Source organism: Phenylobacterium sp. (genome assembly GCF_030697305.1).
Classification (GTDB): Bacteria; Pseudomonadota; Alphaproteobacteria; order Caulobacterales; family Caulobacteraceae; genus Phenylobacterium.
Map to the genome: position 1 here is coordinate 14,961 of NZ_JAUYQL010000081.1, position 15,687 is coordinate 30,647.

The 15,687-nt window shown below is 67.5% G+C and carries 16 protein-coding genes; 4 read left to right on the plus strand and 12 right to left on the minus strand.

Features of this window, described 5'->3' with window-relative positions; translation table 11 throughout:
* Positions 1-16 precede the first annotated feature (16 nt).
* From dgcA to Q8R27_RS08840, 3 genes are read left to right on the plus strand one after another with little or no spacing between them, the layout of a single operon-like run.
* Positions 17-997, plus strand: a complete 981-nt coding sequence (dgcA, locus tag Q8R27_RS08830) for an N-acetyl-D-Glu racemase DgcA (protein ID WP_305698670.1) — start codon at positions 17-19, stop codon at positions 995-997.
* A gap of 37 nt (positions 998-1,034) precedes the next feature.
* Entirely contained in the window at positions 1,035-1,460 is a 426-nt protein-coding gene (locus tag Q8R27_RS08835) for a DUF4112 domain-containing protein (protein WP_305698671.1), read from the plus strand.
* 57 nt (positions 1,461-1,517) lie between these two features.
* The gene (locus tag Q8R27_RS08840) at positions 1,518-2,069 is read left to right on the plus strand and encodes a carboxymuconolactone decarboxylase family protein (protein WP_305698672.1); all 552 of its coding nucleotides are present in this window, start codon (positions 1,518-1,520) and stop codon (positions 2,067-2,069) included.
* A gap of 4 nt (positions 2,070-2,073) precedes the next feature.
* On the opposite strand, the gene scpA is transcribed toward Q8R27_RS08840, so the two are convergent.
* The 6 genes from scpA to Q8R27_RS08870 form a co-directional block, all read right to left on the minus strand.
* Positions 2,074-4,233, minus strand: coding sequence for a methylmalonyl-CoA mutase (gene scpA, locus Q8R27_RS08845; RefSeq protein WP_305698673.1), 2,160 nt, complete (start codon positions 4,231-4,233; stop codon positions 2,074-2,076).
* Complete coding sequence (locus tag Q8R27_RS08850) at positions 4,233-5,654, minus strand: methylmalonyl-CoA mutase family protein (RefSeq protein WP_305698674.1); 1,422 nt, start codon at positions 5,652-5,654, stop codon at positions 4,233-4,235. The genes scpA and Q8R27_RS08850 overlap by 1 nt, the downstream gene beginning before the upstream one ends.
* 87 nt (positions 5,655-5,741) lie before the next feature.
* The gene (locus Q8R27_RS08855) at positions 5,742-7,175 is read right to left on the minus strand and encodes an MFS transporter (protein WP_305698675.1); all 1,434 of its coding nucleotides are present in this window, start codon (positions 7,173-7,175) and stop codon (positions 5,742-5,744) included.
* On the minus strand, positions 7,172-7,624 hold the full coding sequence (locus Q8R27_RS08860) for a MarR family winged helix-turn-helix transcriptional regulator (protein ID WP_305698676.1): 453 nt from the start codon (positions 7,622-7,624) through the stop codon (positions 7,172-7,174). Before Q8R27_RS08860 ends, Q8R27_RS08855 begins: the two co-directional genes overlap by 4 nt.
* A gap of 54 nt (positions 7,625-7,678) precedes the next feature.
* Positions 7,679-8,158 (minus strand): hypothetical protein, encoded by a 480-nt coding sequence (locus tag Q8R27_RS08865; RefSeq protein WP_305698677.1) that lies wholly within the window; start codon positions 8,156-8,158, stop codon positions 7,679-7,681.
* Between the two features lie 60 nt (positions 8,159-8,218).
* Positions 8,219-8,656, minus strand: a complete 438-nt coding sequence (locus tag Q8R27_RS08870; RefSeq protein WP_305698678.1) for a S24/S26 family peptidase — start codon at positions 8,654-8,656, stop codon at positions 8,219-8,221.
* 85 nt (positions 8,657-8,741) lie between these two features.
* Here Q8R27_RS08870 and Q8R27_RS08875 point away from each other — a divergent pair, with 85 nt between their 5' ends.
* Positions 8,742-9,131, plus strand: a complete 390-nt coding sequence (locus Q8R27_RS08875; RefSeq protein ID WP_305698679.1) for a hypothetical protein — start codon at positions 8,742-8,744, stop codon at positions 9,129-9,131.
* 50 nt (positions 9,132-9,181) lie between these two features.
* Here Q8R27_RS08875 and Q8R27_RS08880 read toward each other — a convergent pair whose 3' ends face one another.
* The 6 genes from Q8R27_RS08880 to Q8R27_RS08905 all read right to left on the minus strand — a co-directional run bounded on the left by Q8R27_RS08880 (position 9,182) and on the right by Q8R27_RS08905 (position 15,651).
* Positions 9,182-9,379, minus strand: coding sequence for a hypothetical protein (locus Q8R27_RS08880; protein WP_305698680.1), 198 nt, complete (start codon positions 9,377-9,379; stop codon positions 9,182-9,184).
* A 341-nt stretch (positions 9,380-9,720) separates the two neighbouring features.
* The gene (gene fdhD, locus Q8R27_RS08885) at positions 9,721-10,497 is read right to left on the minus strand and encodes a formate dehydrogenase accessory sulfurtransferase FdhD (protein WP_305698681.1); all 777 of its coding nucleotides are present in this window, start codon (positions 10,495-10,497) and stop codon (positions 9,721-9,723) included.
* A 34-nt stretch (positions 10,498-10,531) separates the two neighbouring features.
* On the minus strand, positions 10,532-10,771 hold the full coding sequence (locus Q8R27_RS08890; RefSeq protein WP_305698682.1) for a formate dehydrogenase subunit delta: 240 nt from the start codon (positions 10,769-10,771) through the stop codon (positions 10,532-10,534).
* Positions 10,768-13,611, minus strand: a complete 2,844-nt coding sequence (fdhF, locus tag Q8R27_RS08895; RefSeq protein WP_305698683.1) for a formate dehydrogenase subunit alpha — start codon at positions 13,609-13,611, stop codon at positions 10,768-10,770. The genes Q8R27_RS08890 and fdhF overlap by 4 nt, the downstream gene beginning before the upstream one ends.
* A 7-nt stretch (positions 13,612-13,618) precedes the next feature.
* Positions 13,619-15,172, minus strand: a complete 1,554-nt coding sequence (locus Q8R27_RS08900) for an NADH-ubiquinone oxidoreductase-F iron-sulfur binding region domain-containing protein (protein WP_305698684.1) — start codon at positions 15,170-15,172, stop codon at positions 13,619-13,621.
* Positions 15,169-15,651, minus strand: a complete 483-nt coding sequence (locus Q8R27_RS08905; protein WP_305698685.1) for a formate dehydrogenase subunit gamma — start codon at positions 15,649-15,651, stop codon at positions 15,169-15,171. The genes Q8R27_RS08900 and Q8R27_RS08905 overlap by 4 nt, the downstream gene beginning before the upstream one ends.
* Positions 15,652-15,687 lie beyond the last annotated feature (36 nt).

The window sequence follows — 15,687 nt, forward strand, 5'->3', positions numbered from 1 at the left end:
GCGCGGGGAGCCGATGATGCGTACGCTGTCCGTATGCGATGAGCGGTGGCCCACGGCGGGCGAGTTCCGCATCGCCCGCGGCGCCAAGTACGAGGTGCATGTGATCGTCGTCGAGATCACAGAAGGCGCGCACCGGGGCCGCGGCGAGTCGACGCCCTATCCGCGCAACGGAGAGACCATGGAGGGCTCGCTGGTGCAGGTGGCGGCCACGGCGGAAGCCATCGAGGCCGGCGCGTCGCGGGACGTCCTGCAGACGCTGCTCGGCCCGGGGGCCGCTCGCAACGCCCTGGACTGCGCGCTCTGGGACCTGGAGGCGAAGCGCAGCGGAACACCGGCCTGGCGGGCGGCGGGGCTCGAACGGATCCACCCGCTGAAGACCTGCTTCACGATCGGGATGGCGAGCGCCAAGGACATGGCGCGCGCCGCCAAGGCCGCGGCGAGCCGGCCGATGCTGAAGCTGAAGATCGGCGGCGGGGACGACCTGGACCGTGTGGCCGCGGTGCGTGCGGCGGCGCCGAAGACGCGCCTGATTGTCGACGCCAACGAAGGGCTTTCGATGGAGCTGCTGCGCCGGCTGGCGCCGGAGCTTTCCAAGCTGGGCGTGGCGCTGATCGAGCAGCCGCTGCCCGCTAGCGAGGACGTCCAGCTCGAAGGGTACGAGAGCCCTGTGCCGCTGTGCGCCGACGAGAGCCTGCACACCCGCGCGGAGCTCGACGACTGTGCGCGGCGCTACGCCTGCGTGAACATCAAGCTGGATAAGGCGGGCGGGCTCACCGAGGCGCTGGCGCTGAAGGCGGCGGCGCGGGAGCGCGGGCTGATGGTGATGGCGGGCTGCATGGTGGCGACCTCGCTGGCCATGGCGCCGGCGATGATCCTGGCGCAGGGCGCGGAGTTCGTCGACCTCGACGGCCCGTTGCTGCTGGTGCGCGATCGCGAACCGGGATTGGCGATCGCCGGATCGATCCTTGAGCCGCCGAAACCGGAGCTGTGGGGATGAGTGGAGCCAAGGTGGCGGTCTGCGCGTTGACGCTCGCATGAGCGAACATCGCGAGAAGGCCCATCGCGCCTGGCGTTCCGCGGAACGGATCAAGCGGCTTTCGGACCGGCTGGTCAGCATCGGCCCGTTCGGCCTGGGACTAGACGGCGTGCTGGCCTGGGTTCCGGGCGCCAATGTCGTCTACAGCGTGGGCGCGGCGGGTCTGCTGATCTACGAGGGGGTGCTGGCGGGCGCGTCGGCGGCGACGCTGGCCAGGATGGGGCTGTACCTTGCCGCAGACTCCGCAACCTCCGGCGTGCCGGTGGTGGGCTGGGCGATCGACACCCTGTTCCCCGGCCACCTGATGGCCGCCAAGGCGCTGCAGAAGGACATCGAGGCCAGGCACGGGCCTTCAGTGCTGACCGACGGCTGGTTCTCTCGGCGCGGCGTCGGCCGGGCGGCGAAGGCCGGCGCGGGACGCTGAGGCGCTTGCCGCGGCGCGCGACGCCGATAGGTTGCGAGTTCGCCAAGGACCCGTCACATGCCGCGCATTCCGTACTTCAATCCCACCGACGCCGTCGGCCCTCGGGCTAAGAAGGCCTACGAGAAGCTGCCGCCGCTCAATCTGTTCCGAATGCTGGGCCATCTGGGCGAGCTGATGGAAGGCTTCACCAAGCTGGGCGGGCAGCTGCTGAACTTCGGAAAGCTCGACCCGGTCTTGCGCGAGATCGTGATCATCCGCGTCGGGGTGCTGTCCGAAGCGCCTTATGAAATCACCCAGCATGAGTGGATCGGCAGGCGGGTCGGCATGAGCGACGCACTGATCGCGGCGATCCACGAGGGACCGGACGCGGCGGCGTTCGACGATCTGCAACGAATGATGATGCAGTTCACGGACGACGTGGTGAAGAACGTGCGCGCATCCGACGCGACGTTCGAGCCGTTGCGCGCGCGGCTGTCCTATCAGGAGCTCCAGGAGGTCGTGCTCACGATCGGCTACTACATGACCGTATCGCGGATCCTGGAGACCTTCGACGTGGAGCTCGAGGACCAGCCTTACGAGATGGCCGTGGACGCCGGCCGCAACCGCTAAAGATTCAGGCCGGCTGCGCCACCTGGGCGTAGCCGAGCTGCTCGTTCAGCCGTTCCAGAACCTCGATGGCCGCCTCCGAGACCACGGCGCCGGGCGTGAAGATGGCGGCCACCCCTGCATCCCGCAGGGCCTGGAAGTCCTCCGGCGGAATGACGCCGCCGACCACCACGAGGATGTCGGGGCGGCCGAGCTTGGCGAGTTCGTCCTTGAGTTCCGGCACCAGGGTCAGATGGCCAGCGGCGAGCGAGCTTGCCCCCACCACATGGACCCCGTTCTCGACAGCTAGGGCCGCAGCCTCCGCGGGCGTCTGGAATAGATTGCCGATGTCCACATCGAACCCCAGGTCGGCGAAGCCGGAGGCGATCACCTTCTGGCCGCGGTCATGGCCGTCCTGGCCCATCTTGGCGATCAGCACGCGGGGTTTGCGTCCATCCGCCTGGGTGAAGGCGTCTGCCATCGCGATGGCGCGGCGAGAGGCGGTGGTGGAGCCGGCTTCGCGCAGATAGACGCCGGTGACGGCCGACGCGACGGCCGAATGGCGGCTGAAGACCTTCTCCAAGGCCAGGCTGATCTCGCCGACCGTGGCGCGGGCGCGCGCTGCGTTGACCGACAGCTCCAGCAGATTGCCGTTTCCGCGCGCGCCCTCCGTCAGGGCGTTGAGGGCGGCCTCCACGGCGACCGGGTCGCGCTCGGCGCGAAGCTGTTGAAGCTTGGCGAGCTGGCGTTCGCGCACCGCGCTGTTGTCGACCTTGAGCATCGGAATCTCGTCAGCGCCCTCGGGTCGGTAGCGATTGACCCCGACGACGGTTTGGCGGCCGGAGTCGATGCGCGCCTGGGTGCGGGCCGAGGCCTCCTCGATGCGCCGCTTGGGCAGGCCGTCCTCGATGGCGCGAGCCATGCCGCCCAGGGCCTCGACCTCTGCGATGTGCTCCAGCGCACGGGCCGCAAGATCGGCGGTGAGGCGTTCGACATAGTAGGAGCCGCCCCAGGGGTCGATCACCCGGGTCTGGCCGCTCTCGAGCTGGAGGAAGAGCTGGGTGTTGCGCGCGATCCGAGCGGAGAAGTCGGTGGGGAGCGCCAGGGCTTCGTCGAGAGAATTGGTGTGCAGGCTCTGAGTCTGGCCGCCCACCGCGGCCATAGCCTCTACGCAGGTGCGCGCGACGTTGTTGTAGACGTCGTGGGCCGCCAGGCTCCAGCCGCTGGTCTGGGTGTGGGCGCGAAGGGCGAGCGAGCGGGCGTCCTTCGGATTGAACTCGTCGCGCATCAGCTTGGCCCAAAGGAGGCGGCCGGCGCGCTGCTTGGCGATCTCCATGAAGGCGTTCATGCCGGCGTTCCAGAAGAACGACAGGCGCGGGGCGAACTTGTCGACGCTCATGCCCGCGGCGACGCCGGCGCGGACGTACTCGATGCCGTCGGCCAGGGTGTAGGCGAGCTCGAGGTCCAGCGTCGCGCCCGCTTCCTGGATATGATAGCCGGAGATCGAGATCGAATTGAACTTCGGCATGTGGCTCGAAGTATATGAAAAGATGTCTGAAATGATCCGCATCGATGGCGCTGGCGGATAGATGTAGGTGTTGCGGACCAGGAACTCCTTGAGGATGTCGTTCTGGATCGTGCCGGACAGCTTCTCGGTCGGAACACCCTGTTCCTCGCCCGCGACGATGTAGAGCGCCAGGACCGGCAGCACGGCCCCGTTCATGGTCATTGAGACGCTCATCCGGTCGAGCGGGATGCCGTCGAACAGGGTGCGCATGTCGAGGATGGAGTCGATCGCCACGCCGGCCATGCCGACGTCGCCCCGGACCCTCGGGTGATCGGAATCGTAGCCGCGATGGGTGGCGAGATCGAAGGCGACCGAGAGGCCCATCTGACCGGCCGCAAGGTTGCGGCGATAGAAGGCGTTGGAGTCCTCGGCGGTGCTGAAGCCCGCGTACTGGCGCACCGTCCATGGGTTGGTCAGGTACATGGTGGGATAGGGGCCGCGCAGGAACGGCGCGAGGCCCGGGTAGGCGCCGACGACGTCGAGGCCAGCGATGTCGGCAGGGCCGTAGCCAGGTTTGACGCTGACGCCCTCGGGGGTTTCCCAGACCGCGCCCTCGGCGGCGAGCGCCGGGATGGCGCCGGCGTCGAAGGGCAGGGTCGCGAAATCGGGGAACTGGGCCATCACTGGACCTCGTAGGGTTGGGCCAGGCGCAGGGGCTTGAGCGGCGGACAGGCGCTGTCTGGTCCGGGGACGCGCGGCGAGGGCGCATCGACCGCGTGTGCGGCGGGCGTCTCCACCGCGACCTGGGCGGACTTATCGGGCGGGAAGGCGGTGACGCCGACGATGCGGGGTTCTCCCGCCGAAGCGCGGGCCGCCTTGGCCTGGGCGACCTCGGCGGCGATGTGGCCGGACTCCAGGGCTGCGATCGCGCCGCCTGCGGCCTCGATGGCCTGGAAGGCGGCCCAGGCGGCACGCGCGAGTTCCTCGGTCAGGGTTTCGATATAGCCGGCGCCGGCGGCGGGATCGAAGACGCGCGCGATATGGGCCTCCTCCATCAGCACGAGCTGGGTGTTGCGGCTCTGACGACGGGCGAACTCGGTGGGCAGGCCGATGGCGTCGGTGAAACAGCCCAGCGCTACGGAATCGGCTCCACCGACCGCGGCGGCGAAGCCAGCGGCGGTGAGGCGCAGCATGTTGGTCCAAGGATCCTGCACGGTCAGCATGCGATGCGAGGCGCGGGCTTCGACCACCGCTGCGCTGTCGACCCCGCAGGCGGCGACCAGGCGCGCCCAGAGCACGCGCGCGGCGCGCAGCTTGGCGATGGACAGGAAGTAGTCGGTGTCGGCGCTGAGGCCCAGGCTGATCGCGCCGAAGGCGCGGTCCATGGGCATGTCGGCTCGCACCAGCGCCTTTGCGTAGGCGAGGGCGGCGGCGAGCGCGAAGGCCAGTTCGCCCGCTTCGCCGCCCCCCGCCTCGTGGACGACGCGCCCGGAGGCCAGGAACAGCGTCGCCTGCGGATAGGTGTCGGAGAGGCGAACGGCGGCGACGGCGCAAGCCACCATGTGGCTCTCGACGGGACCCGGGCTCGCGCCGGCTTCGGCGAAAGCGCTCAGCGGGTCGAGGTTGAGCCGGAGTTTTGCGCCGGGCGAGGCCTTGGCGACGGCGCCGAGCCAGTCGGCGGCGCGGACGCCCAGGAAGCCGGCGTCGAGGGCCACCGGCGCGAGTTCGAGGACAACCTGTGAAAGCACACGGGCCAGATCGTCGGCTGAACCGACGGCCGCGCCGGTCTCGCCGGTCGGGTCGAGCCGCACCAGCACGGAAGCGGCGCCGCCTTCCAGGTCGCGGAGGATCTCAGCATTGGCGATGGCCGGATCGGGGTGGGCGACCACTGTGCGCACGTCCCACTGGCGATCGGCGTCTACCGTCCGCGGACGGAACCCCAGGGGCGGCGACCCCGCGGACGGGTAGAGCGGCGCGATCGTCAGATTCTCCGCGGTCGTCGAGGAGAGGCTTTCGAACGGCTTGTCGCCGAGGGTCTTCGCCACGAGGGCGCGCCAGTCGGCGGCGCTCGAAGGCGGAAAGTCGAGGTTCGCTTCGGACATCGCGGCAGATGGGCCACCATGCGAGGCAGGCGTCAAGACGGCGGCGGGCGGCGCCGTCGCGTAAGTCTGTCGATGAGGCCGAGGCTCCTATGGCCTGCGGTTCATTCCGTCGCCGGCGTCACGAGGAAGGCGCAGGAAGAAGGGGATCGAGAGGAAGCTGATCGCCCCCAGAGCGATGAAGGTGTTCGCGACCGACGACGCGCTCAGCGTGGTTTCGCCCCGCATGGTGGTGAACAGATGCAGCATGGTGGCCGCCACGCCGACGCCGATCGACTGCACAAGCTGCTGCGCCATCTGCGACATAGAGGTGGCGCGGCTCATCTGAGGTTGCTCGATATCTGCGTAGGACAGGCCGTTGAGGCTGGTGAATTGCAGCGAGCGGAAGAAGCCGCCGGCAAGCAGCAGGGTGATCATGATCCAGCGCGGCGTCGTGGGCTCGAAGACCGCGTACATCAAGAACATGACGCTGACGATGAGGCCGTTCACCCAGAGCACCGTGCGGAATCCGAACCGCCGCAGGATCGGCGGCGCAGCGGACTTCATGGCCAGGGCGCCGATGGCCGCCATGCAGGTCAGCAATCCCGCCTCGAACGGTGACATCCCGAAGATGACCTGCAGCAGCAGGGCGAGCAGGAACGGCGTGGCCCCCTGGACGAGGCGCATGAACGCGCCGCCGACCACGGACGCCGTGAAGGTCGGAATCCGGAACAGGGTGAGGTCCAGGATGGCGTCCGGGTTGCCGCGGGAATGGCGCCAGTACAGCAGCATGCAGAGGACAGACGCGGCGAACAATCCGGCGACGGCGAAGGGGGACACCGCGTCGCGGCCGAGGGTCTCGAAACCGAAGATCAGACCTGCAAGGCCGAACCCGGTGAGGACCAAACCCCAGGCGTCCAGCGGAGAGACGGCCTGTTCCTTGATGTCGGGCACATAGCGCAGGACCAACAGGATGCCGACGGCCGCGATCGGCAGGTTGATGTAGAAGATCCAGCGCCAGTCCCAATAGGTGACGATGAACCCTCCGAGCACCGGCCCGAGCGCCGGGCCGAGCAGGGACGGCATCGTCAGGACTGAAAGAGCGCCGACCAACTCATGCTTGGGCGTCGTGCGCAGGAGCACCAGGCGGCCGACAGGCGACATCATCGCCGCAGCGATCCCCTGGAAGAGCCTTGCGAGCACGAGCTGCGACAGATCCTGCGCCATGCCGCATGCCGCGGAACTGACGGCGTAGAGAATCATCGAGGCCAGGAAGATGCGACGCGCGCCGAACTTATCGGCGGCCCAGGTGCTGACCGGCAGGAAGACCGCCGCCGCCAGCAGATAGACGGTGATCGCGAGATTCAGGCGCACCGGGTTCTCACCCAGGGCATGGGCCATTGTCGGCAGGGCGTTGGACAGGACGTTGGCGTTCAACGTCTGCATCATCATCGCCGAACCGATGATCAGCGGCACGACCCAGCCGCGACTGAGCTCGGCGCGCCGAGCTTCGCGCAGGGCGGCAGGATCCTCGAGCTCGGTCACGTTTCCAAGGTCGCGAGTTGGAGTAGGGGGCCGGCCGCTTCGCCGAGGCGTGCGCGGTCTTCATGGGTGAGCCGTCCGAGCCGCTCGACGAGCCAGTCATTGCGATGGCGGCGGATCGTCTCGATGCGTCGCACGCCCTCGGGTGTGATCTCCAGCACCGAGCGGCGCCCGTCAGCGCGATCGGTGCGCCGGGCGATCAGGCCCGCGGCCTCGAGGCGCTTGACGTGGGCGCTCATCGTCGGGCGGGCCATCTGTTCGGTGTCCGCAAGGTCGCAGACGCCGACCCCCGGATGCTTGCGGATATGCCCCAGCAGGGTGGCGTCGACCGCAGAGAGGCCGGCCTTCTGAGCGGCGTTCCGTAGCCTGCGCGAAGTGCGCAGCAGCGCAGGCCGCAGCAACTCGGCGAGCGCGAAGACATCGTCGGCCAAGGTCTGATCCGCAGAGGACATGGAGCGCAGCCTTTGGTTAGTTTCCCAAACTATCTATCAAGCGGCCGGGCGTGGTCAACGTGCAGATGATCCCGGATCGGACGATCCGGTGGTCGGCCGGGGTGCAGCCAGAGTGAGCCGGCGACGTACGGCGCGGGCGGTGACGAGCAGTCGGCGTGCGTGCCGTTCAAGCGCGGCCGCGGCGGCGGCGCAGTGGTCGAGTTCGCCAGAAAGTCCGCGACTGACGCAGGCGCGCACGGCGTCTGCGGAAAGGTGAGCGCTCACGGCCGCCTGCTGGGCCTGGTCGACGGCCTCCACCAAGCGACCTTCGGCCGATGCACGCCAGGCGGCGCGCTCGTTCAGCCGGCTAGCCGCATCGGCGCGCAAGCGTTCGACCGGGCGTTCAGGCCAAGGGTCGGGCGACATCGCTGCCCAAGCGACGCCGCTGTAGCGTCGGGCGTCGCGGGCGTGAATCTCCCGGCGAACGGCTTCGCGTGAGACCTCCTCGTCCAGAACGGCCTCAAGGGGTGAGTGGGCGTCTGGATCGGGCGTCACATCGTATGTATAAAATGTACAAAACGAGAGTCAAGCGATTATGTATTTATTATCCACAGGTCAACCGCCCATGCGGATGATCCTCCGTGCCTGATAGGGCGGGATGATCGCCGTGATGTGCGCCGCCCAGCGTAGCTTGGCGTCATGGCGGGTCGGACCGGCCAAGCTCTCCAGATCGAAGCGGCCCCGCTCCGAGCCGCGCAGCAAGCGCTTGACCAGCACTTCATCGGTATCGATTTCGACGACGACGACGTGGCCCAGCATGTCCGGTGTGGGCGGGGTGCGCTGGTCCTCGAAATAGATCAGCGCGCCGTCATCAGCGAAGCCGTGCATGGAATGTCCGACCACCTGCAAGGCGACGGCGTTGTCCGTGCCGCCAGGGGGGATCGGGGCCAGATCGCCTGCGTCATGGCCTGTGGCGAAGAGCACGGTCCCCTCCGGATTGGCGCCGACTCTGCCGATAATGCGGACCATGCCGTCCTCGACGCCGATCCGCATCGGGCCTGACGCGTCATAGAGCCATTCCGGGCGCACCCCGAGGGCGGCGGCGTACTCCTTGGCCCGGCGATAGGAGAAGGGTGCGTTGCCGTTCTCGTTCGAGGCGAACGCGCGGGGGCAGAAGCTTCAGGGCCTGGTGAACCGGCGCGCGGCGGAGGTCGCGCTGTGGTCGACGCTTGAACCGGGGTCTCGGCCAGATGCGCCCCCGTCGAGCGTGACGCGCACCGAGCGAACGCCGCCAACCCCGGCGGACCCTGTTCCGGCCGGCAAGAGCGGCTCGCTGATCGCCGCGGCGACCTCGGCCGCGGCCGCGGTGACGGTTGCCGCGCAACAGATCACCGCCGCAGTCGCGCCCTATGTGACCTATTCCGACCCGGTCAGGCAGGCCGTGGCGATGGTCGCCACGTTGGCCGCCATGGCGGCTGTCGCTGCGCTTGCGCTCAACTGGGTCAAGCGACGGGAAGCGAGGCGATGAGCGGCCTGTCCGTGCGCCAGGCCGCGCTGGGCGTGATGGTCTTGTTACTGTCAGCCCTGGTGGCGGCATGGTCCTTCGATCCCTTCCACCGCCGCCGCTCGGCGGAAGAACACACCGAGCGCGCGCGGGTCGAAGCGACAACAGCGCGACTGGAGACCGAAGGCGCCCGTCAGGCCGAGCGAGGGGCCGCATCCATTGTCCGCAGGCGTGAAGTCGTCCAGGCGCAAGTCGCGGAACTCGCGCGCCATGCCCAACAATCGGAGGACGCAAATGCGCCTATTCCCGCCGCTCGGGCTGCTCGCCTGCGCGCTTTCGACCGTCAGCTGTGCGAATTCTCGCCTGAGTTGGACGGCTGCGCCCCAGATAGAGATGTCGAGCGAAGCCCGTCGCCCGTGCAGCCTTTATCGACTGCCTCTCGAGCCGCTGGCAGTGGATCTTGAAATCGGCTTCGCCATCCGTGGCGCTCAGCTGGTGTCTTGCGATGCGACTCGCAGACTTGCGGTGGATATCCACGACGCCGAACATCAGTTGGAAGCGCAGGGGCGGGAGCGAATGACGCCCTGGTGGCGTCGCTTGTGGTGATGGAGCTTCAGGCGATCAGTCTTTGCGGATGTGAATAGACCTCGAAGCCGTCAGCGCGCGCTACAGCGATCAAGGTGATCCCGGCTTCATCGGCAGTTCGCACGGCTAGCGCGGTTGGAGCCGACACGGCGATCAGCACTGGCGCGCCAGCGGCCGCGGCTTTCTGGACCATCTCCACCGAGACACGGCTGGTGAGAACAACAGCGCCGTCGCAGCAAGCGCCGCCAGAACGAAGGCGCGCGCCGACAAGCTTGTCGAGCGCATTGTGACGGCCGACGTCCTCGCGCACGACAATCTGACGGCTAGTGACGTCCCAATAGCCTGCCGCGTGCACAGCGCGCGTCGCCGCGCCGAGCGGCTGGACGGCTACAAGAGCGGCGAGCGCGGTCTCGACGTCGCGCGGCGAGATCGAAAGCGTGGAGTCCACACGTCGCGGTGGTCGGACGGCCTGTTCCAGGCTCTCGACGCCGCATAGGCCGCATCCCGTGGGCCCAACCATCCGACGGCGGCGAGCGACAAGCGCAGTCGACGGAGCCTCGGCCAACCACAGGCGAAGCTCAATGCCCGCATCGGACTCGACGACCTCAAGGTCCCGGATGTCGGAGAGCGACCGAATCAACCCCTCCGTGAAGCTGAAGCCCACAGCGAAGTCTTCCAGATCTGCCGGTGTGGCCATCATCACGGCCGACGTTGAAGCGTCGTGGACTATGGCGATCGGCGTCTCTTCGGGGACCTGTCGCGAGCCCGCCTCCAGGCCTGCACCGCTCCACCGGAACCTGCTCACTTCGACAGCCGGTTGCAGCGCGCTCGCGTCCAGATCAGCCCGGCGCATCGGTGCGCGCCGGACGAAGGAGTGGGACCGCCGCAGCGACCAGGGCGCTCAAGCCTGAGCCGCCAGCGGCAGCATGCTCGCTCAGCTGTTCGCGCATGGTGGGAGCCCAGAAGCTGTTGAGGTGATCCGCCGTCGCCCGAGCCGCCCCGTCCCCCGGTTGAGACTCGAAGAAGCGCGCGATCTGGTTGGCCATGGTGACCAACCGGTCGACTTCCGCGCCGCTCATTCGGCCGGTTCAGGTTGCGCGATGCGTCGGCTGCGTCGCGTGTGGGCTTGGTAGCGGGTCTGCCAATCCGTCGTGCCGTTGGAGAGCGCCACTTCGACGGCGGTGACCTTGTACTCGGGGCAGTTGGTGGCCCAGTCGGAATACTCGGTGGTGACTACGTTGGCCTGCGTCTGAGGGAAGTGGAAGGTCGTGTAGACGACGCCGGGCGCGACGCGTTCGGTCACTGTTGCGCGCAGGCTGGTTTCACCTGCGCGGCTCTTCAGCGAAACCCAGTCGCCATCGCGGACGCCCCGCTGTTCGGCGTCCTCTGGATGGATCTCGAGAAGGTCCTCGTTGTGCCAGGCTACGTTCGCCGTGCGGCGCGTCTGGGCGCCGACGTTGTATTGAGACAGCACGCGGCCGGTGGTGAGCAGCAGCGGAAACCGTGGGCCGACCTTCTCGTCGGTGGCCACGTATTCGGTCAGCATGAACCGGCCCTTGCCTCGGACGAAGCCGTCGAGATGCATGACCGGCGTGCCGAGAGGCGCAGCCGCGTTGCAAGGCCACTGGACGGACCCTTCCTCGTCGAGCTTCGCGAAACTGACGCCGGCGAAGGTGGGCGTGAGGCTGGCTATCTCGTCCATGATCTCGGACGGGTGGGAGTAGCTCATCGTGAAGCCGAGGGCGTTAGAGAGCATCTGAGTGATCTCCCAGTCGCCGAAGCCATTACGTGGGCTCATCACCTTGCGAACCCGCTGGATACGGCGTTCGGCGTTGGTGAAGGTGCCGTCCTTCTCGAGGAACGTCGATCCAGGCAGGAAGACGTGGGCGTAGTTGGCCGTTTCGTTCAGGAACAGGTCCTGGACGACAACGCACTCCATCGCCGCAAGACCGGCCGCCACGTGCGTGGTGTTCGGGTCGGACTGCAGAATGTCCTCGCCTTGAATGTATAGCCCCTTGAAGGCGCCCTGGACGGCGGCGTCGAGCATGTTCGGGATGCGAAGGCCGGGCTCGGCGTCAAGCTCGACGTCCCACAGCGCCTCGAACACGCCGCGGGCATCGTCGTCGGATACGTGGCGGTAGCCGGAAAGCTCGTGGGGGAACGAGCCCATGTCGCAGGCGCCCTGAACGTTGTTCTGGCCTCTCAGCGGATTGACGCCGGCGCCCAGCTTGCCGAGGTTCCCGGTCGCCATGGCCAGGTTGGCGATGGCGATCACCGCGGTGGTGCCTTGGCTGTGCTCAGTGACGCCAAGGCCGTAGTAGATCGCCGCCGCGCCGCCTGTCGCGTACAAGCGGGCGGCCTGTCGCACGGTCTCCGGCGGCACGCCGGTGAAGGCTTCGCTCGCCTCGGGTGAATTCGCCGGCGCCGCGACCGCCTCAGCCCAATCCTGGAATTCCTCCCAGTCGCAGCGCTCGCGCACGAACGCCTCGTCCACCAGGCCTTCGGTGACGATGACATGCGCCAGGGCGTTCAACACGGCGACATTGGTCCCTGGCCTTAGCGGCAGGTGATGGTCAGCCTGAACATGAGGGGTGCGAACGAGGTCGATCCGCCGAGGGTCGATGACGATCAGGCGCGCACCCTGGCGCAGCCGCTGCTTCATGCGGGAGGCGAACACCGGATGGCCGTCGGTGGGATTGGCGCCGATCACCATGATGACGTCCGAGTGCTCGACAGAGTCGAAATCCTGGGTACCCGCAGACGTGCCGAACGTCGCCTTCAGTCCGTAGCCGGTGGGCGAGTGGCAGACGCGGGCGCAGGTGTCGACATTGTTGTTGCCGAAGCCGGCCCGCACCAGCTTCTGGACCAGGAACGTTTCCTCGTTGGTGCACCGCGACGAGGTGATGCCGCCAACTGAATTGCGGCCATGGGCCGCCTGAATGCGTGTGAATTCCGAAGCGGCGTAGGCGATGGCCTCTGACCAAGTCACCTCGCGCCATGGGTCGGTGACGGCCCTGCGGATCATCGGATTGAGGATGCGCTCGCGATGGGTCGCGTATCCCCAGGCGAAGCGACCTTTCACGCAGGAGTGGCCGCGGTTGGCCTTGCCGTCCTTGTACGGGACCATGCGCACGAGTTGCTCGCCGCGCATCTCGGCCTTGAAGGTGCACCCGACGCCACAGTAGGCGCAGGTCGTGACGACTGAGTGTTCGGGCTGACCGATGTCGATGATCGCCGTCTCAGTGAGCGCCGCCGTCGGGCAGGCCTGCACGCAGGCTCCGCACGACACGCACTCAGACTCCATGAACGGCTGCGACTGGCTGGCTGAAACCTGGCTGGCAAAACCGCGGCCTTCAATGGTCAGGGCGAAGGTGCCTTGCACCTCGTCGCAGGCGCGCACGCAGCGCGAACATACGATGCATTTCGACGGGTCGAAGGTGAAGTACGGGTTGGACTCGTCAGCTTCCGCGCAGAGGTGGTTGGCGCCGTCGTATCCGTATCGAACCTCCCGCAGCCCCACGGCTCCGGCCATGTCCTGGAGTTCGCAATCCCCATTGGCGGCGCAGGTTAGACAATCCAGCGGGTGGTCGGAAATGTAGAGCTCCATCACGCCCTTGCGCAGTTTCGCGAGCTTGGGCGTCTGGGTGCGCACCACCATGCCGTCGGCGATCGGCGTGGTGCAGGACGCCGGCGTTCCGGCGCGACCGTCGATCTCCACCAGACAAAGCCTGCATGAACCAAAGGCCTGAAGGCTGTCGGTCGCGCATAACTTCGGGATCGCCGTGCCCATCATGGACGCCGCACGCATCACCGAAGTCCCGGCTGGCGCCATCACGGTTTGCCCGTCGATCGTCAGCGATACGACCTCGGTCGCAGCGGAAGGAGGTGTGCCGGAATCGGCCTCTTTGATCAGGGGCATCGCGGCCTCATTTCGGCGGCGCCAACGCCTCCCCCCTGGGCTCGAAGTCCTGCGGGAAGTGTGTCACCGCGCTCATCACGGGATATGGCGTCAAGCCACCGAGCGCACAGAGCGATCCTAGCCGCATAGTTTCGCACAAATCCTCAAGCACTGCGAGGGAGCTGCGTTCACCAGCGATGATCCGGTCGATGGTCTCAATCCCGCGTACCGACCCGAGCCGGCATGGCGTGCACTTCCCACAGCTCTCGATGGCGCAGAACTCCATGGCGAAGCGCGCCTGCGCCGCCAAGTCCACGGTGTCGTTGAACACCACGATCCCGCCGTGTCCGATCAAACCGTCGCGTGCGGCGAACGCCTCGTAGTCAAAGTGCGTGTCGAATAGGCTGGGTGGGAAATATGCACCCAACGGTCCGCCGACCTGAACGGCGCGGACGGGGCGGCCGCTCAGAGTCCCACCGCCGATGTCGTAAACCAGCGTGTTGAGGTCGAGGCCGAAAGGCGCTTCGAACAGGCCCCCGTTCCGGATGTCGCCGGCCAGTTGGATGGGCATTGTCCCGCGCGAACGGCCGTGTCCGTGCGCCGCGTAAGCCTCCGCGCCGTTCGCCAGAATGAGGGGCGCGGCGGCCAGAGTCAGGACGTTGTTGATTAGCGTCGGCCTCCCGAACAAGCCTGCATGCGCCGGAAGAGGGGGCTTGGCGCGCACCTGGCCGCGCTTCCCTTCCAGGCTCTCCAGCATCGCGGTCTCTTCGCCGCATACATAGGCGCCGGCGCCCACGCGCAATTCTATGTCGAACGCCGGCAGCCCCCCGCCTGCGGTTGGACCAAGCAGCCCAGCGTTTCGCGCCGTCGCTACGGCGCGTGAAAACGCGCGAATGGCGTGCGGGTACTCCGAGCGGATGTAGATGAAGCCCTTGGCGGCGCCCACCGCGAGGCCGGCGATGACCATGCCTTCGATCAGCAGGAACGGGTCACCCTCGAGCAACATCCGGTCGGCGAAGGTCCCGCTGTCGCCCTCGTCGGCGTTGCAGACCACGTACTTGCGGTCGGCTTGGGCGCGACGAACCGTGTCCCACTTGATCCCGGCCGGAAAGCCAGCGCCGCCCCGACCACGCAGCCCGGAGCGGGTGATCTCTTCGACGATCTGTTCCGGTGTGAGCGAGAGCGCCTTCTCTAGGCCAGCTAGGCCGCCAGCATTGCGATAGGCATCCAGCGATTGCGGATCGATCACGCCGCAGCGCGCGAATGTCAGCCGCATCTGGCGACGCAGGAAGGGCAGGGTCTCCACCGGACCTACGCATTTGGGGTGCGACTTCGCCTCGAACAGGCCGCTGTGCGCGAGATCCCGTGCTTCGTCGGGATAGATCGGACCGTAGCCGACGCGGCCTGCGGGGGTTTCGACCTCAACCAGCGTCTCCAGCTCAAACATCCCCCTGGATCCGGTCCGCACGATTTCGATCGGCAGACCGGACTGGCTGGCCTCCGCTGACAAGATGTCACAGACCTGATCGGCGCCGACCGCCAGGGCGGCGGCGTCCGCTGGCACGAAAACCCGCACGCTCATGGCAGAACCTGTGTGAGTAGGTGGTCGAGACGCGCGCCTTTCAATCGCGCGAACGGGTCGCCATCCAGCAGCGCCGCTGGGCCGCTCGCGCATAGGCCGAGGCAATAGACGGCTTCCAGCGTCACGGCGCCGTCGCTGCGGGTTTCCCCGACCTTTAAGCCTAGGGCGCGCTCAACCTGTGCGATAGCGTCGGCCGACCCTCGCGCCTGGCATGCCTCCGCCGCGCAGAACTTGAGGATCCTGCGTCCCGCCGGAACCCGTCGGAAGTCGTGATAGAAGGTCAGGACACCGTGAACATCGGCGCGGGATAAGTTCAAAACCTGAGCGATGATTGGAACGGCTTCGTCGGGCACGCAGCCGAACGTCGCCTGAATGACATGGAGAGCTGGCAGCAAAGGGCCTTCCAGCGCGACGCACCGCGCGACGAGCGCTGCGGCGTGGTCGGCGTTCCAGGGGATCTGTGGCAGGGAGGCAGACATGCGAACGCATTTGGGGGCGCCCCCCGCGCGCTAGCA

Excerpts from the sequence above, each read along its gene's own strand:
- dgcA (WP_305698670.1), top strand. The coding sequence starts at position 17 with ATGCGTACGCTGTCCGTATGCGATGAGCGGTGGCCCACGGCGGGCGAG.
- Q8R27_RS08835 (WP_305698671.1), top strand. The coding sequence starts at position 1,035 with ATGAGCGAACATCGCGAGAAGGCCCATCGCGCCTGGCGTTCCGCGGAA.
- Q8R27_RS08840 (WP_305698672.1), top strand. The coding sequence starts at position 1,518 with ATGCCGCGCATTCCGTACTTCAATCCCACCGACGCCGTCGGCCCTCGG.
- scpA (WP_305698673.1), bottom strand. The coding sequence starts at position 4,233 with ATGGCCCAGTTCCCCGATTTCGCGACCCTGCCCTTCGACGCCGGCGCC.
- Q8R27_RS08850 (WP_305698674.1), bottom strand. The coding sequence starts at position 5,654 with ATGTCCGAAGCGAACCTCGACTTTCCGCCTTCGAGCGCCGCCGACTGG.
- Q8R27_RS08860 (WP_305698676.1), bottom strand. The coding sequence starts at position 7,624 with ATGTCCTCTGCGGATCAGACCTTGGCCGACGATGTCTTCGCGCTCGCC.
- Q8R27_RS08870 (WP_305698678.1), bottom strand. The coding sequence starts at position 8,656 with ATGCGGATCGGCGTCGAGGACGGCATGGTCCGCATTATCGGCAGAGTC.
- Q8R27_RS08880 (WP_305698680.1), bottom strand. The coding sequence starts at position 9,379 with ATGGCGCGCGAGTTCCGCGACTTGCGCCTGGACGACTTCACGCCTGCG.
- Q8R27_RS08890 (WP_305698682.1), bottom strand. The coding sequence starts at position 10,771 with ATGAGCGGCGCGGAAGTCGACCGGTTGGTCACCATGGCCAACCAGATC.
- fdhF (WP_305698683.1), bottom strand. The coding sequence starts at position 13,611 with ATGCCCCTGATCAAAGAGGCCGATTCCGGCACACCTCCTTCCGCTGCG.
- Q8R27_RS08900 (WP_305698684.1), bottom strand. The coding sequence starts at position 15,172 with ATGAGCGTGCGGGTTTTCGTGCCAGCGGACGCCGCCGCCCTGGCGGTC.
- Q8R27_RS08905 (WP_305698685.1), bottom strand. The coding sequence starts at position 15,651 with ATGTCTGCCTCCCTGCCACAGATCCCCTGGAACGCCGACCACGCCGCA.